Annotated in this window: 18 protein-coding genes and 6 pseudogenes; 15 read left to right on the forward strand and 9 right to left on the reverse strand. The window is 64.3% G+C overall.

Going from position 1 to position 20,984, the window contains the following annotated elements; translation table 11 throughout:
- The first annotated feature begins 62 nt into the window (after positions 1-62).
- From QGN32_RS07875 to QGN32_RS07905, 7 genes and pseudogenes are all read left to right on the forward strand, one after another.
- A complete protein-coding gene (locus tag QGN32_RS07875) occupies positions 63-257 on the forward strand; it encodes a site-specific integrase (protein WP_326548038.1) in 195 nt (64 codons plus the stop codon).
- On the forward strand, positions 254-1,126 hold the full coding sequence (locus tag QGN32_RS07880; protein ID WP_326548039.1) for a tyrosine-type recombinase/integrase: 873 nt from the start codon (positions 254-256) through the stop codon (positions 1,124-1,126). Before QGN32_RS07875 ends, QGN32_RS07880 begins: the two co-directional genes overlap by 4 nt.
- Before the next feature lie 309 nt (positions 1,127-1,435).
- On the forward strand, positions 1,436-2,455 hold the full coding sequence (locus tag QGN32_RS07885) for a tyrosine-type recombinase/integrase (RefSeq protein ID WP_326548040.1): 1,020 nt from the start codon (positions 1,436-1,438) through the stop codon (positions 2,453-2,455).
- Positions 2,452-2,523 (forward strand): annotated as a pseudogene (locus QGN32_RS07890) (hypothetical protein); the annotation flags it as partial. The gene QGN32_RS07885 and the pseudogene QGN32_RS07890, both read left to right, overlap by 4 nt.
- A 58-nt stretch (positions 2,524-2,581) precedes the next feature.
- Positions 2,582-2,995 (forward strand): hypothetical protein, encoded by a 414-nt coding sequence (locus tag QGN32_RS07895; protein WP_326549250.1) that lies wholly within the window; start codon positions 2,582-2,584, stop codon positions 2,993-2,995.
- On the forward strand, positions 2,992-3,294 hold the full coding sequence (locus QGN32_RS07900; RefSeq protein ID WP_326548041.1) for a hypothetical protein: 303 nt from the start codon (positions 2,992-2,994) through the stop codon (positions 3,292-3,294). Before QGN32_RS07895 ends, QGN32_RS07900 begins: the two co-directional genes overlap by 4 nt.
- 43 nt (positions 3,295-3,337) lie before the next feature.
- Positions 3,338-3,586: pseudogene (locus QGN32_RS07905) on the forward strand (integrase core domain-containing protein); the annotation flags it as partial.
- 163 nt (positions 3,587-3,749) lie between these two features.
- Here QGN32_RS07905 and QGN32_RS24265 read toward each other — a convergent pair.
- Both QGN32_RS24265 and QGN32_RS24270 read right to left on the reverse strand, forming a co-directional pair.
- The gene (locus QGN32_RS24265; protein ID WP_442791795.1) at positions 3,750-4,031 is read right to left on the reverse strand and encodes a transposase; all 282 of its coding nucleotides are present in this window, start codon (positions 4,029-4,031) and stop codon (positions 3,750-3,752) included.
- Between the two features lie 219 nt (positions 4,032-4,250).
- Positions 4,251-4,646, reverse strand: a complete 396-nt coding sequence (locus tag QGN32_RS24270; protein ID WP_442791796.1) for a transposase — start codon at positions 4,644-4,646, stop codon at positions 4,251-4,253.
- A gap of 136 nt (positions 4,647-4,782) precedes the next feature.
- On the opposite strand from QGN32_RS24270, the gene QGN32_RS07915 reads away from it, so the two are divergent.
- Entirely contained in the window at positions 4,783-5,070 is a 288-nt protein-coding gene (locus tag QGN32_RS07915; RefSeq protein ID WP_326548042.1) for a type II toxin-antitoxin system TacA family antitoxin, read from the forward strand.
- Between the two features lie 17 nt (positions 5,071-5,087).
- A complete protein-coding gene (locus QGN32_RS07920; protein ID WP_326548043.1) occupies positions 5,088-5,588 on the forward strand; it encodes a GNAT family N-acetyltransferase in 501 nt (166 codons plus the stop codon).
- 4 nt (positions 5,589-5,592) lie between these two features.
- On the opposite strand, the pseudogene QGN32_RS07925 reads toward QGN32_RS07920, so the two are convergent.
- Positions 5,593-6,522, reverse strand: a pseudogene (locus tag QGN32_RS07925) (DUF3427 domain-containing protein); the annotation flags it as partial.
- A 57-nt stretch (positions 6,523-6,579) separates the two neighbouring features.
- Between QGN32_RS07925 and QGN32_RS07930 the strand changes: the two are divergent.
- Positions 6,580-7,774 (forward strand): annotated as a pseudogene (locus QGN32_RS07930) (integrase core domain-containing protein).
- Positions 7,775-7,827: 53 nt separating this feature from the next.
- Here QGN32_RS07930 and QGN32_RS07935 read toward each other — a convergent pair.
- A pseudogene (locus tag QGN32_RS07935) lies at positions 7,828-10,035 on the reverse strand (DEAD/DEAH box helicase); the annotation flags it as partial.
- Between the two features lie 716 nt (positions 10,036-10,751).
- On the opposite strand from QGN32_RS07935, the gene QGN32_RS07940 reads away from it, so the two are divergent.
- Positions 10,752-10,907 (forward strand): helix-turn-helix domain-containing protein, encoded by a 156-nt coding sequence (locus QGN32_RS07940; protein ID WP_326548044.1) that lies wholly within the window; start codon positions 10,752-10,754, stop codon positions 10,905-10,907.
- Between the two features lie 321 nt (positions 10,908-11,228).
- Positions 11,229-12,367, forward strand: a protein-coding gene (locus tag QGN32_RS07945; RefSeq protein ID WP_326547813.1) for an IS3 family transposase whose coding sequence is annotated in 2 segments (ribosomal slippage) — positions 11,229-11,499 and positions 11,499-12,367 — 1,140 coding nt in all. Because the reading frame shifts where the segments join, the coding sequence is not laid out codon by codon here.
- 65 nt (positions 12,368-12,432) lie between these two features.
- On the opposite strand, the gene QGN32_RS07950 is transcribed toward QGN32_RS07945, so the two are convergent.
- Positions 12,433-13,029 carry a TetR/AcrR family transcriptional regulator gene (locus QGN32_RS07950; RefSeq protein WP_326548045.1) on the reverse strand — a complete coding sequence of 199 codons (597 nt, stop codon included), beginning with the start codon at positions 13,027-13,029 and terminating at the stop codon, positions 12,433-12,435.
- Positions 13,030-13,101: 72 nt separating this feature from the next.
- On the opposite strand from QGN32_RS07950, the gene QGN32_RS07955 reads away from it, so the two are divergent.
- Both QGN32_RS07955 and QGN32_RS07960 read left to right on the forward strand, forming a co-directional pair.
- The gene (locus QGN32_RS07955) at positions 13,102-14,664 is read left to right on the forward strand and encodes a phytoene desaturase family protein (RefSeq protein ID WP_326548046.1); all 1,563 of its coding nucleotides are present in this window, start codon (positions 13,102-13,104) and stop codon (positions 14,662-14,664) included.
- 90 nt (positions 14,665-14,754) lie between these two features.
- Positions 14,755-16,035 carry an HNH endonuclease signature motif containing protein gene (locus tag QGN32_RS07960; protein ID WP_326548047.1) on the forward strand — a complete coding sequence of 427 codons (1,281 nt, stop codon included), beginning with the start codon at positions 14,755-14,757 and terminating at the stop codon, positions 16,033-16,035.
- 252 nt (positions 16,036-16,287) lie between these two features.
- Here QGN32_RS07960 and QGN32_RS07965 read toward each other — a convergent pair whose 3' ends face one another.
- The 4 genes from QGN32_RS07965 to QGN32_RS07980 form a co-directional block, all read right to left on the reverse strand.
- Entirely contained in the window at positions 16,288-16,725 is a 438-nt protein-coding gene (locus QGN32_RS07965) for a VldE C-terminal domain-containing protein (protein WP_326548048.1), read from the reverse strand.
- Positions 16,726-17,333: 608 nt separating this feature from the next.
- Complete coding sequence (locus QGN32_RS07970) at positions 17,334-18,347, reverse strand: patatin-like phospholipase family protein (RefSeq protein WP_326548049.1); 1,014 nt, start codon at positions 18,345-18,347, stop codon at positions 17,334-17,336.
- Positions 18,344-19,348: a PQQ-dependent sugar dehydrogenase gene (locus QGN32_RS07975; RefSeq protein ID WP_326548050.1), complete on the reverse strand. Its 1,005-nt coding sequence runs from the start codon at positions 19,346-19,348 to the stop codon at positions 18,344-18,346. Before QGN32_RS07975 ends, QGN32_RS07970 begins: the two co-directional genes overlap by 4 nt.
- A gap of 189 nt (positions 19,349-19,537) precedes the next feature.
- Positions 19,538-20,284, reverse strand: coding sequence for a Mut7-C RNAse domain-containing protein (locus QGN32_RS07980; RefSeq protein WP_326548051.1), 747 nt, complete (start codon positions 20,282-20,284; stop codon positions 19,538-19,540).
- A gap of 263 nt (positions 20,285-20,547) precedes the next feature.
- Here QGN32_RS07980 and QGN32_RS07985 point away from each other — a divergent pair.
- Positions 20,548-20,638: pseudogene (locus tag QGN32_RS07985) on the forward strand (hypothetical protein); the annotation flags it as partial.
- Positions 20,639-20,984: the final 346 nt, after the last annotated feature.

The raw sequence follows: 20,984 nt of genomic DNA on the forward strand, positions 1-20,984 counted from the left end.
GACAAGGGAATTGCTTGACCGTTGTGGGCGGCGGGGTTGCACTTGTCTCATGACGGATCAGCATGAGCTGCATCTGGAAACCCGAAGTCGCCTGGGTGTTATCCGGGTCGGGTGCCGGAAAGTACGCGTTGGTCAACGAGTATCTCGGCTATCTCGCCGACCGGAACTATTCACCCCGGACCTTGCGTGCCTATGGCTATGACTTGCTTGCGTTCTGCCGTTGGCTGGGCAGCGTGGACCTCGAGTTGGGTTTGTGACCACTGAGACCGTGCTCGACTTCATGCGGTATTGGCGCCAGACACCGATCGCGGGACGGCCGGCCAATGTGGTGTCGATGACCGGCAAGCGGCTCGACCGCTATTCCTCGACCACCATCAATCACCGCCTGGCCGCGCTGACGGGGCTGTTCACCTTCCGTACGCTGCGCGAACCCGACCTTGGTAACCCGATCCCCAGCGGCCGCGAAGCGCGGCGGGGCAGCGCCGAAGAACGCAACGGACTCCTCGGACACTTGGTTCGGCCGAAACGGCGATCAGCGCTACGTTTACGCGAGCCGCGACGGCTGCCGAGGTCGCTGGATCGCCGCGAGACTGCGGATCTGTCGTCGAGCCTGCGGACGTGGCGCGACCGGTCCCTGGCTGGTCTGATGTTGTTGTCCGGGTTGAGATCCGGGGAATTGCTTACTCTCGATGTCACCGACGTCGATATGGGTGCTCGTTGGGTTCGGGTGATGGGCAAGGGCGCCAAGGAGCGCCGGGTGCCCCTCGATATCGAGGTCGCGGGTCTGATCCAAACCTATCTGCTCACCGAAAGACCCGAATCGACGAGCACCCGGCTGTTCCTGGTCGCCAAAGGCCCGCACCGGGGCCAGCCGTTGACCGCGGCCGGGCTTCGTACCATCTTCCGTTACCACCGGCGCAAATCAGGTGTGCTCGTCGGTCACGCGCACGCATTGCGTCACACGTTCGGCACCGCGATGGCCGAAGCCGGTGTGGACCTTGCGGTGATGCAGGCGCTGCTCGGGCATGCCCACGTGGACACCACGGCCCGCTACATCCATTTGGCACCCCCACATGTGAAGGCGGAATTCGATGCTGCCCGCACACGATTACGCGCCCGCACCTGAGACGCCGGCGGCGATCTATGCCGCCTACCTGGTGCATCTGAAGCGACGGGACCGCGGCAATACCGCCTACTCCCAGGCCGCCCGGTCGTTCCTGCGACGCTGGCCACAGGTCCAGGCGTGGGTCGATGTCCCACTCGATGAGCAGTTGGCGGCGAACTGCTCGACCCGGCCGTTCATCACTTTCTTGATGGTCAGCAGACGACTGCAATCGGGCTACGACTATCTCGTATACCGCAAACTGTCGAGCCTGTGGCACGAACTGACCGACAGTTGTCTGCAACCTGATCTCGATCAGTCCTCTCCGCTGCAATGGAATTGGGATTCACCCAGCGGGTCGCCTCGGCGATCGGGTCACAAATCATCGCCCGACTGTTGATTCAGACCGGCCGGCCCTTGACCGATCTGCGTGAGAATGATCTGCAGGAGCTGTTGCATGCCTGCGATGTGCGTCAGGCGCGGACCGGGCGAACGGCGCGGCACTATCGCAGCACCACTCACAGTGCCCGCCAGATTCTGTTTCACCTGGGCGTACTCGACAAACAGACACCACCAGCTGTCGCCGCCGCTGTGTCCCTCGAGGAGCGCATGGCCGATGTTCCTGCAGCGCTGCGCCCCGCGTTCGTGGCCTATCTGAAACGTAAACACGCCACCTGCGTGCCCAAGACGGTCAGCAGCCTGGCCACACGACTGGCGCATTTCGGCAGATACCTCGCTGCCGCGGATCCCACCCTGACGTCCTTGTCGCACCTGGACCGACGTCGCCACATCGAACCGTTCATCACTTCGCTGGCCACTGCGGTCAACAGCGTCACAGGTGAGCCGATCACCGTCGCCGACCGGATCCGACGCATTCATGCAGTCGGGAATTTCCTCGCCGAGATCACCGAATGGGGATGGGACGACGCACCACCGCGGCGACTGATCTTTCGCACCGATCTCCCTCGCCCGCAACGCTTGCTGCCCCGATACCTGCCCGTAGACGCGGACCGCAAACTCACTGCAGCACTAGCAGAGTCGCCCTATCGACTCGCCGCCGATGCGCTGTTGGTGCAGCGGGCATGCGGGCTGCGCATCGGCGAACTCCTCGACCTCGAACTGGACTGCGTTCATGAGATTCCCGGGCAAGGATCCTGGCTTAAGGTCCCACTGGGCAAGCTCAACTCCGAACGCATGGTGCCTCTCGATGAGGAAGTCCTCACCCTCGTCGACCGCATCACCGCGACCCGCTCACCTGGCCGCCCCATGGTCCATCCCCGCACCGGCGCGCCGGCCGATTTCCTGTTCACCTATCACGGAAAACGACCCAGAACGCGGTACGCCAGGAGTTGAACCGGGCAGCGCAGACCGCCGGGCTAGGGCACATCACACCGCACCAACTCCGGCACACTTATGCCACCGCCCTGATCAACGCCGGAGTGTCCCTACAGGCGTTGATGGCCCTGCTCGGACACCCAGATGAGCCTGCGCTACGCCCACCTCTTCGACCGCACCGTGCGCACCGAATACGAACGCGCCCTGGACCTGGCGAAAAGCCACATCGGACCGTTGCCCACCACCGGGCCCCAGCTGCCGATCACCGATGTCACCGGCACCCGATGGAAGGACGCGCCGGCGATCAAATCACGGCTCGCCGGTGGCTACTGCCTGCGCGCACCCGCGCAAGGTTCATGCCCGTATGCCAACATCTGCGAGCACTGCCCAAGTTATCACACTGACTCCACCGATCTGGGAGTCCTTGCAGCCCAACGCATCGACGCACAGGATTTGGCCGCAGACGCAGAACGACGCGGCTGGATCGACGAAGCAGACCGGCATCGCAAACTCGTCTCCCGACTCGATGCACTCATCGCCCAAACGGACACCGCATGAACGAAGGCACCCTGGCCAGGGTCGAACGGGTCTGTGCCGAGTTCGTCACCAAGGGGCATTCGATCACCTTCACCGCCATCGCCGAACAGGCACAGATCGGCCGCGCAACGCTCTACCGCGATCCACAACTACGCGCCATCGTCGACGAACACCGGACCCGACAAACAGACGCCCGGACCTTGAGCGGCCTGGCCACCGAACTCGCTCACCTTCGCACCGCTGTCGAAGCCCTCGCCGACGTCGTCAAACGCCACGAAGAACAACTCCGCAAGATCACCAAATCACCACACCGACGATGAACCATTCCACCCGGCAGCGGCGATTCATCGGACCCGATTAGCCGGTCAAAGCTACGACAACGCCCTCGCAGAGACCGTCAACGGCTACTACAAGGCCGAGCTGATCTACGGACCCGCCCGCAGCGGTCCATGGAAGACAGTCGAGGACGTCGAACTGGCCACCCTGGGCTGGGTGCACTGGCACAACACCAACCGCCTGCACGGCTACCTCGATGACCTACCGCCGGTCGAGTTCGAAGCCGCGTTCTACGATGCCCAACGGAGCGACCAACACCTGGTCGAAATCCAATAGCCAGAGCCTCCGGGAGAACCAGGGCGATTCACTGCGAACTTCCGAGCACTCTAGAACAAGTTGCCGACAGCTACGGCCCTGAGGTGCGCGCCTTGGCCTATGTGAAGCCCAGGGGTCGAGGCGAAATGCACCATAGAACACGTTGCCGACAGGCTGTACCGAACTAGGGCGTGTCTGATAAATGGGGTAGCCAGAGGGTGATGGCGCGTAGGACTGCTGCGCCGCGGTAGACGATGGCGAGTTTGTCGTAGCGGGTGGCCAATCCGCGCCATTGCTTAACGACGTTGAAGTTGCGTTCAACGACGTTGCGGCCCTTGTAATCCTCGGCGTCGAAAGCCGGTGGTCGTCCGCCGCGCGATCCTCGCCGCTTGCGGTGGGCGATCTGATCGGACGGTTCGGGAATCACTGCGCCGATCCCGCGCCGGCGGAGTCGAGTGCGGGTCACGCGGCTGGAATAGGCCCGATCCCCGCGGACGCGATCAGACGAGTACGCGCTCGGCCACCGCGGCGGCGGTCCACTTTCAAGTGCGCGAGCAAATGCTCGAACACCGGCCCGTCGTGGGCTTGGCCAGGGCCCACAAGCACCACCATGGGTCGTCCTCGGCCGTCGACGAGGTGATGGATCTTGCTGGTCAGCCCGCCGCGTGAGCGACCGATACCGTGGTCAGGCGGCTCGACGCCCGGATTCGTGTAATTCGACCCAGCCCCCTGTGTGGCGGGTGACGTTCGTGGCGTGCTGATGGGCGCGCGCAATCGTGGAATCCACGGCCACCGCCCAATCGATGATCCCGGCCTCCTCGGCGGCGGCTAGCAACCGCGCCAACACGCTGTCCCAGGTGCCATCGGCACTCATCCGTCGATGCCAGGTCCAGATCGACTGCCACGGCCCAAACGCCTCGGGAACATCACGCCAGGCGATTCCACACCGATACCGATAGATGATCCCCTCCACCATCGAGCGGGCATTCTGGAAAGGCCTGCCCCGCTTGCCCGTCCGCACTGGCAACAGATCCTCGATCAACGCCCACTGGGCATCGGACAACAACTCGAATCGCGACATCCCTCAAGCTTCAGGCACAGCACCCAAAACCTTTGTCAGACACGCCCTAGCCAACTTCCGCCGAAGGCATCCCAGCAGGGCGAGCCCTACAAGTAGCTTCGTCCGGACAATGTCCGGACGAAGCTACACTTAGCTGATGAGCGATCGTGCAATCAGGCCCCGGCGCCATCGGCTGGAGGTTCGGGTGACCCCCGAGCAAGACGAGCTCATCCGTCAGGCGGCGGACCTAGAGGACACTACGGTGACCGCATTTGTGCTCGAGACCGTCACATCGCGGGCGAAGCGCGTGGTGAAGCAGCATCAGGATTTGGTTCTCTCGAACCAGGCGTTCGACCGATTCATCACCGAACTCGATAAGCCCGCTAAGCGGGTACCGCAGCTGGTTGACCTGTTCAAGAACAACCCGAAGCTTCGGGAGGCGTGAGCCCTGCCCCGCGCCTCGTGCTCGAACGGCTGAGCGCGCATCATGACCTCAGGAACTTCGACTCGGGAAACGCGGCACTCGCCACGTGGCTTCGCCGCCATGCGCTCGCATCGCAGGACATGGACTCCGCGCGGACGTTCGTTGCCACACGAAGTGGCCGTATCGTCGGCTACTTCAGCCTGACGATGGGATCTGTGTACCGAGCCGAGCCGCCCTCGAAGCTCGTTCGCGGCATGCCGGGGTATCCGGTCGGCATGGTGCTGCTGGCTCGGCTGGCCGTCGACCAGTCGCAGCAGGGACGAGGCATTGGCGCGTTACTTCTGGCCGAGGCGTTGCGGAAGGCGGTCGCTGCCGGTGAAGTAGCTGCCGCACGTCTCATCGTGGTGGATGCTGTCGACGAAGATGCGGCTGCCTTCTACCAGCGGCACGGTTTCATACCAGCACCCGAGAATTCGCTCCGTCTCTACCGCAGGATGAAAGACGTTCGCGCGAGCCTCGATTCGTCTGCCGGCGAGTGAACCCTCACGCCACCGCAGCCCGAGCTCCCAAGTACACCTCTGTCGGCATCTGCTTGTGCAGCCGCCAGGTGATCGCCATCGGCCGATCACCCTCATGGGAGACGTAGTCGGCGGCACCCAGGAAGATGTACGGCGCGGCACCAAGCGAGTTCGTCTTGGCCTCCCGGACGAACAACAGGATGTGTGACCCACGCTCGCGATGGTGGATGTACCGCTGCCCGGTCGGTGACGCCGACGACGTGGTCGACTGCGACTCCCAGTGGAATAGCTCCGGACTCAGTGCAAAGTCGCGGTACATGGTCGTTGGCGAGTAGTCCGTGTCGGACTTCTTGAGCGTGATCAGGAAGGCGTCTGCATTGGCGGCCTCGCACCAAGCCACCCCTTCCCTCATCGTGGCCGGCGTCCGCTTGTCTGACACCCACCCAAGCGCGGCAAGGATCTCCTCACGCGAGTAGGTGGCATGGAGCGCCATCGGCACATCGGCGAGCTCCGGAACGGAGCCACCCAAGGCGTACGTGTTGCGGTCCGCCGCATCGAAAGAAATATCGATGACCTGCCGCATCTCCTCCCCGACCGCCTCGCCCTTCAGAACATCGAGCGCTGCTGCGGCACTGTCGAATCCACCGCCGTTGGGAAACAACGAATAGTGCAACATCGCCGCCAGCCGCTGCTCCGCGACGCTCGCATTCACACCGCCGCCGGCCAACAACGCCCGATAGGCATCCGACCGTAGCCGGTCATCCACGTGCGCGAGAGCCTTGATCCGCTTCACCAGCTCGGTCTCCCGCGGCCCACGCTCGGAACTGAGCTTGCCGGCCTCGCGGCACAGCGTGGTCCAGGACCGGTCGCTGCGCAGAATGTCTTCCAACACGCGGCCAAATTCCTCCAGATAGGAGGCAAGACGATCGTTGTTCTGTTCGGGGACATCGCTGACAGTTGTATGTCTCGGGACATCGCTGACACTTGAGTAGGGCCTGGGCCAGGATGGCTCATGGCTCAGAAGGTGACGGCGATGGACATTCGGATGGCTTCGGCGTTGGCCGGCCAGGTCGACAACGTGGCGCAGTTCTGCCGGGACAGCGCGATCAGTCGACAGACGTATTACAAGTTCCGCAAGCGTTTCCGTGACGGTGGGATCGAGGGTCTGCAGGATCGGTCGCGGCGTCCGCTGACTTCGCCGGGGCAGACCCCGGTCGAGGTGGAAGACCTGATCGTGTTGCGGCGTAAGCAGTTGATCGAGGATGGCCGCGATCACGGTGCACAGTCGATCGTGTGGTCGTTGCAGCGCGAGGGTATCGCGGTGCCGTCAGTGTCGACGGTGTGGCAGATCTTGACCCGTCGCGGGGCGATCGTCCCGCAGCCACAGAAGCGGCCGAAGTCGGCGACCAAACGGTTTTGCTTCGATCGGCCCAACGAGTGTTGGCAGTCCGATTGGACCGGATGGACGCTGGCCGACGGCAGCGCGGTGGGCATCGCGGGCAGTCTCGACGACCACTCCCGGTATGTGGTGGGTTTGCGCGCGGGTGCCGGTGACGCGGACGCCGAGCTTGTCTGGGAGGTGATGCTGGCAGGCATCGACGAGTGCGGGATACCATCGATGTCGTTGTCGGACAACGGAATCGTCTACACTGGCCGCTTCCACGCGCATGAATCAGCTTTCGAGGTCAATCTGCGCGCTCTCGGGGTGCGGACCATCAACTCGACGCCGTTTCACCCGCAGACCTGCGGCAAGATCGAGCGGTTCTGGCAGACGCTGAAGAAGTGGCTGTCTGCCCGCGATCCGGCGGCTACTGTCGAGGAACTCAACGCCCTGCTCGAGCAGTTCCGCACCTATTACAACCACCAACGGCCCGCACCGCGCGCTACGTGGCGCCACCCCGGCCGAGGCATTCAGCGCCACCGTCATGGCCCGCCCCGCCGAGCGTCCACTGCCCGCACCGGTGTTCGTCAGCCGCCGCACCGTCGGAGAGAAGTCGGGACAGGTGTTCGTCGCGCCCTACAAGGTCAACGTCGGGCTGCGCTGGGCCGGCCACGACTGCGATGTCATCCGCGACGGCGAGCACATCACCATCTTCAGCGGCAACCGACTCGTGCGCACTCTCACTGCCGATCCCACACGCAACTACCAGTCCATCGACAAGACCACCCGCACCTATCGCACCCGCGAGCCCAAACCGGCATCATGAGTGTCAGCGATGTCCCGAGACATAAGTGTCAGCGATGTCCCGAGACACCACAAGGCAAGACGATCGTTGGGATGCTCCCGAATTTCTGACACCAGCGCCGACTTCTTCGGCGATACCTGCTGACGAACGTTCTCGAGCACCAGCTCCTTTGCTACCTTGTCGAGCACAATTTGGCTGCCCGACGGTAGGAACGGAAACCCTTCCTTGACTTGCCTTTCCAGCTGTTTGCGGCCGAGCCCAGTCATCGCTCGGAACCGTTGGTCGAACCGAAACTCGCGGCGCTGATGCCCTACGAAGTCCAGCGCCGTCAGCACCGTTTTCCCGTGGGTGAGGCGCAGCCCGCGGCCTAACTGCTGCAAGAACACCGTCGCGCTCTCGGTGGGTCGCAGGAACAGAACCGTGTCCACCTCAGGGATGTCGAGGCCCTCGTTGAACAGGTCGACCGCGAAGAGCACGTTGATTTCCCGGTTGCGCAGCGCGGTCAGCGCGGTGTGCCGGTCGAACGTCGGCGTCTCCCCCGACACAGCTCGAGCCGGGATCCCCGCGGCAACAAATTGTTCGGCCATGTACCGGGCATGCTCCACGCCCACGCAAAATCCCAGCGCTCGCATCGCTCCGACGTCTGCCACCTTGTCGCGCAGTTCCTTGAGCACGATGCGGGTGCGGGCATCGTTGCCGGTGTAGACGCCACTCAATTCGGCTAGGTCGTAGCCACCGCGCTTCCACTGCAGCGTCTCCAGGTCGGTGCCGTCGTGAATACCGAAATAGTGGAAGGGGCACAGCAAGTTCTGTTCGAGCGCATCCCACAGTCGCAGCTCCGCGGCGACGCGTCCGCCGAAGAATTCCCGCACGTCGACACCATCGCCGCGTTCCGGGGTTGCGGTAAGTCCGACTAGCTCCATCGGCGCAATGTGCTCAAGCAGCCGCCGGTAGGACGCAGCTTGCGCGTGGTGGAATTCGTCGATCACGACGATGTCGAAATGCGCGGGTTCAACGGTGGAAAGGCGGTCCGCGGTGAGGGATTGGATGCTGGCGAAGACGTGCCGCCAGCGGGTGGGTTGCTGCCCATCGACCAGCAGCTCCCCGAACACCGGGTCGGTGAGCACCTCGCGGTACATCCTCTGAGCTTGCTGCAGAATCTCCTTGCGATGCGCGACGAACAGCAGGGTCAGGTCGCGGCCGTAGACCTCGCGGACCAGTCGGCGATAGTCCAGCGCAGCGATCACTGTTTTGCCCGTGCCGGTGGCGGCGACGATCAAGTTGCGGTGCCGGTCATGCAGAACGCGTTCAGCGTCGAGTTGCTCGAGCAGCTCGGCCTGATACGGCTTGGCCGTTACCTCCAGCCCAGAAAGAGTGACGGACATCGGGTCACGCTGTTTCTTACCGGAGGCGATCTCCAACGCGCCCCGCAACCTATCGCCGTCATCGGCAGGCCGATACGGTTCGAACTCGCGGTTCTCCCAGTATGAGTCGAAGGTAGCGCGAAATTTCTCCAGCAGGTGCGGAGTGGAAATCGCCGAGAGCCGCACATTCCACTCCAGCCCGTCCACCAGTGCGGCGTGCGACAGGTTCGACGACCCCACGTAAGCGGTGTGGAACTCGGTGTTGCGTCGCAGCAGCCAGGCCTTGGCGTGTAACCGGGTGCGGTCGGTCTCGTAGTTGACCCGCACCTCGGCACCGAACTCGCTGACGAGCGCGTCCAGGGCACGTGCGTCGGTGGCGCCCAGGTAGGTAGTGGTGATGACCCGCAGCGGCACCCCACGTTCGCGTAGCTCGGTAAGTTCGTTTTCCAGCAGCCGCAGCCCATGCCATTTGACGAAGGCACACAGCAGGTCGACGTGATCGGCGCTGGCGAGTTCGGCGCGAAGCTCAGCGGCCAACGTCGGTTCGTTGCGTGCATTGGTCATTAACGCGGCATCCGACAACGGTGTGGCCGGCCGCGGAAGCGGCAGAGCGCCCAGGGTTTTCAATCGGACCTCGTCGAGGCGGTGGATCTTGGCCGGGTCGTCCTGGCGTAGGCTCTCGCTGAGTACCGCGTCGTCCCCCAATACGTTGAGGATCTTCCCTAGCAGTTGTGCGCGTGCTTCGGCGTTGCCGGCGGCCCGCAACTGACGCTCAATGATCGGGGCGAGGTGCCGCGCGATGGTCAGTGCCTGCTCGGCCTCGTCCACTGTACTGACGTCAGTGAGGAGGTCAGGCCGCTGAGTAAGGGCGGCGCTCAGCCGCTCGGTGAGCAATGATTCATACAGTCCGGCTTCCACGCCGGCAGGTTAGCGCGTGGTCGTGACACACCGAGCTCGACCTTGTCGGCCCCTCCCCATACGGTGCGTCCAACATCGGGGGTTAAGTGACTGCATACGTTTCTCGCATCGTCCGTGGTGAATGCGTCTGGGAGTACGCACTGCGGCAGTCGGGGCAGTCGATCATCTGCAGGCTTCCGATGTGTTCCCCCACGGCGAGTTAGTAGGTTTGATCGAGGACTCCCAGGAACCCGGTGGACTCGGTGCCACAATTGGCCGCGACGACGGTCACGATTATCGAGCGCCACTACCGCGTCTACCAATGCGACTGAAGGATTCTCCGTGGCTCGGCGAATTGAAGGTCAAGGGCAAACGCGGAGTCGAACACAGACTGTATTTCTCGGAACCAGACGACCTCACGAACAAGGTGGTGGCTGTGGGTTACGGATATAAGGACCCACTCGACTTGCGTGCCTCGATAAAGCAGCGCGACCAGATACGCAAGGCCATGGAGTACACCAAGTATTGGTTTCGGATGAGTGGCTATGCCGTCCGACCCTTCGAAGAGCTCTAACAGTGACCTGCTTGTTGCATTAAAATGCAACAAGCAGACGGGAGTACTTATGGCAAGCGCAACCACCCCGGTGTCGTCGGACGCGTCACGGCGAGCAACCAAGCTGACCCGCGATCTTCGTCGCGTGGTCCGAGAACTGAGAGAGGCTCGCGAAGCACGGGGCATGTCCGCGACTCACGTCGCTGACCTCATCGGCGTCCACCGCAGCGTGATCTCGAAGTTCGAGAACCAAACCGGCGACCCGAAATTGTCGACGCTTCTGCGTTATGCCCATGCGGTAGGAGCGGACCTGGAGCTCAAGGTAGTCAGGGAAGGGTGACTTGGTCGAGACGTCAGGGGTCTTTGCCGGCGCCACGCCCGCGACTCGAAGTTTCACCGCATTGCGCCGCGAGATGCACCAGACCGCTTGCACCGGATCCGTTCAGCGAGGGTGGTTTTCCGCTTCGCGGACATCCGCCGCCGTCCGTAGCGAGTGGACACGGCCGTAATAGTCGGCAAGTTTCAGCGCACTCCGATGCCCGGCTAATCGGGCACGTGAAGCGTCGTCAAGTTGGCGTCTGTGAGGTGAGCCCACTGTAGTGGTCCAGTCGTTGTGGGACTCTGTTGCCCGAGTGTTTGGGCAGGAAGAATCGACGACGACATGGCATCGAACAAGCGCCGGCGGCATACCCCGGATCAGATCATCCGCAAGCTCGCCGAGGGCAACAAGCTGCTCGCATCGGGCCAAGAGCTGGCCGAGGTGTGCCGGCATCTGGAGATCGCGGAATCGACGTGGCATCGCTGGGTGGCCCAGTACGGCGGCATGAAGGCCAACGACGCCAAGCGGCTCAAGGAACTCGAGGCCGAGAACGCCCGGCTCAAGAAACTGGTCGCCAACCAGGCCCTCGACATCGACATGCTCAGGGAGATTTCGGCGGGAAACTTCTGACCCCGAACCGCAAGCGCCGCGCAGCAGCGATGCTGCGTGAGCGGTTCGGGGTCTCTGAGCGCCGCGCGTGCACCGTGGTGGGTCTGCACCGCTCCACGATGCGCCTGGCCCCGCCGTCGATCAGCACCGAGGAGGCCCAGCTGCGGGCGTGGCTGCGTCGGTTCTCCACCGACCGGCCGCGTTGGGGGTGGCGTCGCGCTGCCAAGATGGCCCGCCGCGCGGGTTGGCAGGTCAACAACAAGCGGATCCGCCGGCTGTGGCGCGAGGAGGGGCTTCGGGTGCCGCAGCGGCGCCGCAAGAAGCGGCTGAATGGTATCGGCGTGGCCGTGGGCGCGATGTCGCCTATCCGTCCGAATGTCATCTGGGCGATGGACTTTCAGTTCGACACCACCGCCGATGGCCGCACCCTCAAGATGCTCAACGTCATCGACGAGTTCACCCGCGAGGCCCTGGCGATCGAAGTCGACCGCAGCATCGACGCCGACGGCGTGGTCGCCGTGCTGGACCGCCTCGCCCTGGTACACGGTGCACCGCACTACGTGCGTTTCGACAACGGGCCCGAGTTCGTGGCGCACGCCGTGAGCGATTGGTGCCGATTCAACAGTGCTGGTTCGCTTTTCATCGATCCCGGCTCGCCGTGGCAGAACGCTTTCATCGAGTCGTTCAACGGCCGGCTTCGTGATGAACTGCTCAACTCGTGGCGGTTCGACTCCCTACTGGAAGCCAGGGTGATCATCGAGGACTGGCGTCGTGACTACAACGCCAATCGGCCCCACACCGCCCACGGCGACCTCACCCCGGCCGAGTTTGCCCTACAGTGGGCCACGACCCATCAACCGAAAGTCGCATAACGACTGGACCACCAAACGGGTCCCCCTCAACCCGAACAAGACATTCCCGCCGGATCTGCGCGTGTTCACCTCAGCGGCGCGAGCCCCGACCGCACCAACTCCACACTCTCCAGGACGATCCGCCCAAGATCGTCAACACACCCGCCCCGCCCCCAGCTCTCCACGGCGACGACCAGTGCCGCCGCCAGCACCGCCCCCGCCACCTCGGCCTTCAGTTCGAGGCCTGCCACATCGGCGTAGCGCGTCCGCACGAAGTCCGTGATCACCGCCGCGAACGACGCCTGCACCACCCGCAGGTGTCCGGCCGCCCGCTCACCGATCAGGCTCGCCCGCAGCAGCGCCGCCTGCCGCACCACCTCCAGATCGTGCGGGAAGCTCCCGACACTCGCCATCACCGCATCGAACAATGACTCCGACGCCGGCCGCCGCGCCAGCGCCTCGGCCAGCCACTCCAGGTGCGTCTCGTAATCCGCGAACAGGACCGCTTCCTTCGTCGGGAAATGTCGGAAGAACGTCCGCTCCGTGACACCGGCCTCCTCGGCCAGCTGCGACACCGTCACGTTCGCGAACCCGTCCTTCACGAACCGCGCCAACGCCACCCGCCGCAGCGCCTCCTTGGTCGCCTGACTGCGCTGCTGATGCAGGTTCACGGGCATCGCCATAGTCCAGCGATCCTATCCCACATTTTTATCAGTACCGCCACAATTACGTCAGTACTGACATAGCCTGCCCGTATGAACGACTTTGACGCGATCGTCGTCGGCGCCGGCCACAACGGGCTGACCGCCGCCGCCGTCCTCCAACGCGCCGGCCTGCGCACCCTCTGCCTCGAGGCCAACACCTACGCAGGCGGCATGGCCGCCACCGTCGAACTCATCGACGGCTTCCGCTACGAGATCGCCGGGTCCGTCCAGTTCCCCACCCCCAGCGAGATCACCAAGGACCTCGGCCTCGACACCCTGCCCACCGTCGACTCCGATGTCATGTCGGTCAACATCGGCGAGGCGGGCGAAGAAGCCATGGTCTTCTACCGCGAACCCATGCAACTGATGACCCACCTCGCCGACAAGCACGGCACCGACGCCGTCACCGGCATGGCTGAACTCATCGCCTGGAGCCAAGGCCCCGCAAGAGCACTCGGCCGCTTCGATGTCCGCCAACCACCCAAGACGATCGACGAAATGTACGTCTGCGCCACAAACGAATCCGAACGCCGCGCAATCCACGAAACCCTGTTCGGCTCGGCCATGGATGTCATCGACCGCTACCTGCCCGACAAGAAGCGCCACTCCGTCATGCGCGGCATGCTCGCGTTCCTCGCCATCAACTCCACCTACCGCGGGCCCTACACCCCCGGTAGCGCCACCTGCCTCGCTTTCGCCCTCGCCACCCCCGACGAGCGCACCGCCATGATGACCAAACTCGAAGGCGGCATCGGCGCGCTCACCGAACACCTGCGCGAGATGTTCGAAAGCCGCGGCGGCGAGATCCGCTACCGCACCAAGGTCGAGCAGATCCTCGTCGACGACGGCAGAGTCACAGGTGTCCGTTGCAAGGACGGCCACACCATTACCGCACCCGTTGTCGTCTCCAACGTTTCCCCCGACACCACGCTCACCGAACTCGTTGAGCCTGAGCACCTCCCGGCTCAGCTGCTCGAAAGACTTCAGGGCCGCGACCATCGCGCCTCCTTCGTCCAGATGCACTTCGCCCTCGACGGGCTGCCCGAGTTCGCCCCGCCGTACGACCTGCTCAACGAGCCCGGCATGCAACCGTCGGTCGGCATCTTCGGCTCACCCGAAGAACAGCAGCGTCAATGGGAGAACGCCTGCCGCGGCATCGTTCCCGACAACCCGTCGCTCGGCATCCAGATCCCTTCCGTACACGACGCGAACATGGCCCCGCCCGGCATGCACGCCGCCAGCGCCTACGCCTACGCGTTTCCCGTCGAGACTCCCCGCGATCAGCACGGCCACCTGAAGGCCGAGATGGCCCAACGCGTCATCGACAAGATCACCCGCTACGCGCCGAACTTCAAAGACATTCAGATCCGGCACATCACCTTCGCGCCGTACCACATGAACACCATGTTCGGCGCCCCCGCCGGCGACTTCTGCCACGGCCTGCTGCACCCCGACCTCATGGGCCCGAACAGGCCCGGCCCGAAGGGTTTTCGCGATCTGCCGATCGGCATCGACGGCCTCTACCTCGGCGGCGCCGGCTGCCATGGCGGGCCGGGCATCACGTTCATCCCCGGATACAACGCCGGGTATCAAGTGCTCGACGACCTCAGCTGAAGCCGACCACCGCGCGAAGCTGCCGGCACCCACAGCAGCCGTCCGCCCGCGCGGCCCGGTCTTGTCAGAGGGTGTTGGCATGATGCAGTCATGGTTTCGATCGCTCCTTCCGGCGTAGAGGTGGACTTGAGCCGCCATGAGCGTCTGAGTGAGTTGTTCGGGCGGTTGGAGGAGCTTTCGGGCCAGCGCAACGCCATCGATGGGCGCATTGTGGAAATCGTCGCCGAGCTCGATCGGGACAACCTGTGGTCGATGACGGGAGCGCGGTCGGTCAGGGCGATGGTGGCCTGGAAACTCGGAATGTCGGATACGACCGCCAGGACGGTCGCCGCGATCGCAAACCGATTAGAGGAGTTCCCGCGTTGCACATCGGAGATGCGTGAGGGGCAGCTGTCGTTGGACCAGGTCGGGATCATCGCCCAACACGCCAGCGCGGGCTCCGATGACCACTACGCAGAGTTGGCCTCAGTAGCCACCGTCAGCCAGCTGCGCAAAGCGATCAGCCTCGAGCCGCGCCCCAAGCCCTCAAAGCCCGAACCGCAGCGGTCGTTCACCAAGACCACCGGCGATGAGTACACCACCTACCGGATTACGGTGCCTAACCTCGAGGCGGCCAAGATCGACGCCGCGCTGCAGTCACACCGCGATGCATCGATCAACGAACACACCCGCGACCACGGCCCCGACGCGTCCGGCGATGACCACGAACGCGATGCGAGAGGCGGCTCGGAGTGTCGGCCGCCGTTTCCGACGCTGACCGATGCGTTCATGCGGATGGTGGAGGCCGCGTGGGACGCCGAGGTGGCACGGCGCCCGCATGGCCAGCACACCACGGTGATCGTGCATCTGGACCTGGATAAGCGCGCGGCGTGGCCGCATCTGGGCCCGGTCCTGTCGGATGCCGATCGGCAATTGTTGTTGTGCGACACCGATTGTGAAGTGTGGTTCGAGCGCCACGGGCAGGTCATCGGGGCGGGTCGCGCGACACGGGTGATCAGCCGCCGGTTGCGACGGGCGCTGGAATTCCGCGATTCGACGTGCGTGGTGCCCGGATGCGGGGCTACTCGCGGACTGCACGCTCATCACATTCGACATTGGGAAGACGGAGGGCCGACCGAGCTGCACAACCTGGTGCTGGTGTGCCCGTATCACCACCGCATGCATCACCGCGGTGAGATCACCATCACCGGGCCGGCGGACCAACTCGTCGTCACCGGCCGCGACGGAGAACCCCTGCACCCCGGATCACTGGCCCGCCCACCCACCGAGCCCGCACCGGCGGTCCCGCCCTGGCGCGGACCGTTGGGCGAACGCGCCGACTGGTGGTGGTACGACCCCTTCGAACCCGAACCCCCACCGTCACTCAACTGAGCTGGAACCGATCGACGCCGTATTGATGCTCAAAAGAACTGCGGCATTGGAAGTCCCCGCCTGTACTTGAGTCCGCCGTGGGAAGTTTCGGCTCTCGCAGGCCGAAAGCGCCAGGCACCGATGCCTATTCACGCTGAGGTTGTCACTAAGGATGACCCACGCCGATACCGTCCTCATCAGAGCGCCGGTGACCGACTCGCGAGCTTCCGCGACCTCAGGGGCGAAACGAGAGTCAACCGGTAGCGGCGCGTATCAACGGAGGTAGACCTGGCCCTCTTGCGGATATCCGCCGCCCGCCGTGGCGATGTGCACGTGGTCGTAATGGTTGGCGGTGTCTGAGCCGCGGTCCGACATGGCTTTCTTCGAGCCGTCGGGACGGTAGATGGTCTGCCGCCAGATGGCGTGCTCGAGGCCGAAGCGTTCCCCATTCGCTATGACGTAGGCGAGGACTTCGTCTCCGAGCTCCTTCCCTGCTGCCGAGCGGGCGTCCGGGATCATCACGTCGATCGCCAACCCATGCGGATGCCACTTCAAGGAATCGGAGCGGACGCCCCCGATAGTGAGGATCTCGGGAAACTCCGCACTGACGGCACGCGCCGCCAAGACGGTGTCGACCTGCAGTCCGTTTTCCGGCGCCACGCCGTGCGGCAACGTGGGCGGGACGCTCGGGACGGGCGGTTGGGCGGCCATCAGGTTCACCGCTACCGGCTGCGGGCTCGGCGGCTGTGCAGGTGCCGTTGCGGCTTCGCAGCACGCGACTGCGTCACTGCCGTGCGGGTAACTGTCTGCGCCGACAACAAACAGTGTGGCCGCCGAAACTACGCCTGCAACTACTGCCAAGCGCGGCGACTGCCCCCTCTTGGCTAATGAGTGTCTTCCCATGGCGGGCGCACCATATCCGCCACCCCCACGCCTTGACCAATCGGTTGGGCGTTAGCCAGCAATCGCACTCGCTCGCCCCTCGTGCCGAAAAACAACCTTTCACATGGATTGACTCGCAAACGTCGGCGAGCTACAGCAAATCTGCGCCGCGTATCGATCGTGGCCTATGTCATGAACCACGGAAGGATGTGACGCAGGCGGAAATCGCCGCGGTCGAGGGACCGCGTTCGCCATCGGCATTACTCAGAGGTCATGCGGCCTATGGGCGGTTGCGGTCCGACGCATCCGCGAATCAGCGTCTCATCCCGCGGTCAAGGTCATGCCACGGGAGTAAATCATGATCAACCTTTGGCCGTCGTGGTGGGTGCGGCACTCTTCACTGCCGGCGCGATAGGTATCGCGATCTCGGCTGTGGGTCAAGCGGAGGAAGGCGGCGGCACGTGCCGCGCGCTGGGATCGGCTGACGCCGGCTCACCCCGGCACACTCGCAGATACTCGGAATAGTCCCAGGACGCCAGGAACTCTTCCGCGGCATGCAGGCCGCGTTGATACAGCGCATCGCGCTCCACGGCGGAAATGTCGAAATCCAATGTGCCGACAGCATCGGACGGGACGAAGATGGTGCGCCGAACCGTACACGGGTCGTCGATATAGGCGGCGTCCTGATCGCTGATCAGCGTTTCCAGCGCGCCGAACGCCAAGGACAGCGGACCCCGAATCTCGTGGGTGGGCGGCCTACCGGGCGGTGCCGAGAGCCGAATACCGAATGTCGGCCACTGCGGCCGGCCGCCCCTGTCGAACAGCTCAACCGGGAAATTCGACAGCAGACCCCCGTCTACCCACGTCGCACCACTGACTCGTACCGGTTCGAACGCGAAGGGCACCGCCGACGACGCGCGCACGGCCCGGGCGACCGAGAACTCGTCAGGATCCACACCGTAATTCGGCAGATCCCACGGGATGCGGACCAGCCTGCGCCGCGACAGGTCACTCGCGGTCACCACCAGCGACCACGCATACCGGGTCGGCGCTTCGCCGGTGCGCAGATCACCGAACGTCCGCACGCCGAGATCGCCCAGCAAGCCGGTCAGCAGATTCTCCAGGTAGTCACCCTTGTACAGCCCGTCCTTAAGGGCCAGCGACAGCGCCGGGCCGACGATCGGTATCCGTGCCACCAGCGTCGGGTCGGCGAACTTCGAATAGTCGATACTGTGTGCGAGCTCATCGAGGCGTGACACTGGTTCTCCGGCCGCCTGCAGCGCCGCGATCATTGACGCGACGACGGCGCCGGCGCTGGACCCCGCGACCCGAGGAAACCCATATCCGGCAGCGGCGAGCGCATGCACCGCACCGACCAGTCCGATGCCTCGGACACCACCGCCCTCACACACCAAATCTGCCCGCGCCGTGCGGCTCTGGCTCGAAGTCATGGCCAGAACTGCAAGATTCGGTCGTCGCCGTCGCGCGGGCTGCCCCGTCCGTCGCGGTTGCTGGTGGTGAACCACAGCGCACCATCCGGTGCGGCGACAACGGTGCGCAGTCGCCCGTACTGTCCGACAAACAGTGCAGCCGGATCGGCCAATGAGCCGTCCGCACCAATCGGGATTTGGTACAGACGGTGACCGCGCAGACACGCCACCCACAGCGAGCCGCCGAAGTACGCCAACCCGGACGGTGACGCTTGATCGACGGGCCACTGGATCACCGGATCGATCAACCCCGGGGTGTTCGCGCGCCCTTCGGCCATCGGCCACCCATAGTTGCCGCCGCGCTGGATCAAGTTGATCTCGTCGAACCGGTTGGCACCGTACTCGGTGGCCCACAGCCGTCCGGCCGAATCCCATGCCAGCCCTTGGATATTGCGGTGCCCGAAGGACCAGACCGGCGACGCGGGATCGGGGTTGTCCGACGGAATCGAGCCGTCGAGATTGATGCGGAGAATCTTGCCGCCCCACGACGATCGATCCTGCGCCAGTCCCGGGTTACCAGTTTCGCCCGTCGTGATGTAGAGCTTGGTGTCCGGGCCGAACGCAATGCGCCCGCCGTCGTGGACTGAACCCGCGGGAATGCCGGTGAAAATCGGCGACGGCGCAGTGAGCGACGTCCCGTCGAAGCGCATCGTCACCACGCGGTTGTCCTGTGCGGTCGTGATGTAGGCGAACACGGTTTGACCCGCGGTGGCCAGGCCGAGCAGGCCGCCCTCACCGCGCGCCGCGACGCCGGCCACCGTCCCGACGTTGTCGATCACGTCCGGTTGCGCCAAGTGCTGAATCGCCCCGCTATCGCGTTCGGCGATCAGCGCGCTGCCGTCGGGCAGGAACGCGATCCCCCACGGCACAGCCAGATTGGTGGCGACGACGTCCGGCCCACCACTGCTCGGCTGCCCGACAGCCGCGGGGTTGTCTGACGCGATGGCCAACGAAACGGCCATGGCGAGCCCTATGGCGGCGCGCAACACGATGATCCTTGGTGCGGTGACCATCCAAAGCGGGCACCGGGAGTTGGCGGGCGTATGCCGTTGGAAGCGCATACAACTTGTGCCATCTGCGGTTGTATTCGCCATATCTTGAGTGTCTCGCGACTCAACTTGTGCGAAGGTGTTTTCAGCTGAACTTGTCGCTCACAGCTGCTCGCGCAGCCGTTCAACGAGATTCAGCAGCTTTTCGTGATGCGAACCGGGCCAGTAAATCTGGCTGCAGTCGGCACAGCGAACGAAATCGCTGTAGTAGCGGCGGGTCAGCGGCTGCAGGCGGTCGATCACCTCGTCCTTCCTGACCTTGACCAGTTCGCCGTTGCACCGCATGCACCGGGTGAACGGTGCGAGACTCTCGCTCAGGTCCAGGCGCCGTATCACCTCGAGCGTCTGCGCCTCCGGGTCATCGGAGTGGACGAACAAGCCATGGGTGATGATGCGGCGTTTCAATAGACCGCGGTCTCGGGTCAGCACAATGCGCCGTTGAGCGAGGCTGATATCGACCAGCGTCTCGTCGTCGGCATCGGCCGACCACCACACATCGAACCCGAGTAGACGCAAGAGCCGCGCCAGCCGACCCAGGTTGACGTCGACGGCGAAACGCGTGTCGCGCAGCGGCACCGGACGCAGTCGGGCCGTCGAGCCGATGTCGAGCGTTTCGAACATCGGGTACGCGGCGATGCGGTCGCCGGGGGCTGGGCGGTGGCTGAAATCCTTCGCCGCGCCGTTCACCACGATCAGGTCGACTTCGGTGTGCGGAATGCCCGTCGCCTCGAGAACGTCCTTGACCGTCTGATGCGGCCGGAAGGGACGGCGCAGGGTGAGACCACGTGACTCGCGCGGCAGGAAGTCGTTGAGCTCTGCGTACACCCGCACGTCCACGTGCTCCGGCATTCCTCATCGTGTCCCGCAGAACCGCCGGCCGCAACCGCTTCTCTCACTGCGAGCGAAAGTCTGGCAGAACCGGACCGCCTCCCCCGCCTTCTTTCGGATCGCTGAGTGAGAGGGTGCGCGACGGTGGGGTCGTCCCACAGGATGTTGCCCGAAAAGGTCGCGGCGGGGACGAAAAGCAGATCCGGTCCGTCATCGACGACCTGGGCAACCTTAACCAGAATTTCCCGCTCCAATGGGTCCGCAGGCGCCGATAGACTCGGCTCGTGACTTCGCTTGCTGATCTTGAAGCACGGGTCGCGGCCCTGGAAGCCGACCGAGCGGACTACCGCGCGGTACTGGCCGCGGTTGGAGCACTGGGTCAACGCGTCGATGGTTTCGGCACCCAGGTCGACCGCCTTACGACTCAAGTCGACGGTCTCACCATGCAGGTCGACGGTCTCACCACGCAGGTCGACGGTCTCACCACGCGCTTCGACACGATGGACACACGCTTCGACACGATGGACACACGCTTCGACGCCGTCGACACACGGTTCGAGGCGGTCGACACACGGTTCGAGGCGATGGACAGACGCTTTGACGGGGTGGACACACGCTTGGATGCGATGGACAAACGCTTGGACGGGGTGGGCACACGCTTTGACACGCTCGACACGCGGATCGACGGCATCGATGAGCGACTCGGCGACGTCGCGGTCAC

Source organism: Mycolicibacterium sp. ND9-15, assembly GCF_035918395.1.
GTDB lineage: Bacteria > Actinomycetota > Actinomycetes > Mycobacteriales > Mycobacteriaceae > Mycobacterium.

What these genes read in the sequence shown, in the direction of transcription:
- QGN32_RS07875 (WP_326548038.1), top strand. Translation starts at nt 63, where the DNA reads ATGAGCTGCATCTGGAAACCCGAAGTCGCCTGGGTGTTATCCGGGTCG.
- QGN32_RS07885 (WP_326548040.1), top strand. Translation starts at nt 1,436, where the DNA reads ATGGAATTGGGATTCACCCAGCGGGTCGCCTCGGCGATCGGGTCACAA.
- QGN32_RS07895 (WP_326549250.1), top strand. Translation starts at nt 2,582, where the DNA reads ATGAGCCTGCGCTACGCCCACCTCTTCGACCGCACCGTGCGCACCGAA.
- QGN32_RS07900 (WP_326548041.1), top strand. Translation starts at nt 2,992, where the DNA reads ATGAACGAAGGCACCCTGGCCAGGGTCGAACGGGTCTGTGCCGAGTTC.
- QGN32_RS24270 (WP_442791796.1), bottom strand. Translation starts at nt 4,646, where the DNA reads ATGTCGCGATTCGAGTTGTTGTCCGATGCCCAGTGGGCGTTGATCGAG.
- QGN32_RS07915 (WP_326548042.1), top strand. Translation starts at nt 4,783, where the DNA reads ATGAGCGATCGTGCAATCAGGCCCCGGCGCCATCGGCTGGAGGTTCGG.
- QGN32_RS07940 (WP_326548044.1), top strand. Translation starts at nt 10,752, where the DNA reads ATGTCCGCGACTCACGTCGCTGACCTCATCGGCGTCCACCGCAGCGTG.
- QGN32_RS07950 (WP_326548045.1), bottom strand. Translation starts at nt 13,029, where the DNA reads ATGGCGATGCCCGTGAACCTGCATCAGCAGCGCAGTCAGGCGACCAAG.
- QGN32_RS07955 (WP_326548046.1), top strand. Translation starts at nt 13,102, where the DNA reads ATGAACGACTTTGACGCGATCGTCGTCGGCGCCGGCCACAACGGGCTG.
- QGN32_RS07960 (WP_326548047.1), top strand. Translation starts at nt 14,755, where the DNA reads ATGGTTTCGATCGCTCCTTCCGGCGTAGAGGTGGACTTGAGCCGCCAT.
- QGN32_RS07965 (WP_326548048.1), bottom strand. Translation starts at nt 16,725, where the DNA reads ATGGCCGCCCAACCGCCCGTCCCGAGCGTCCCGCCCACGTTGCCGCAC.
- QGN32_RS07970 (WP_326548049.1), bottom strand. Translation starts at nt 18,347, where the DNA reads ATGACTTCGAGCCAGAGCCGCACGGCGCGGGCAGATTTGGTGTGTGAG.
- QGN32_RS07975 (WP_326548050.1), bottom strand. Translation starts at nt 19,348, where the DNA reads ATGGCCGTTTCGTTGGCCATCGCGTCAGACAACCCCGCGGCTGTCGGG.
- QGN32_RS07980 (WP_326548051.1), bottom strand. Translation starts at nt 20,284, where the DNA reads ATGCCGGAGCACGTGGACGTGCGGGTGTACGCAGAGCTCAACGACTTC.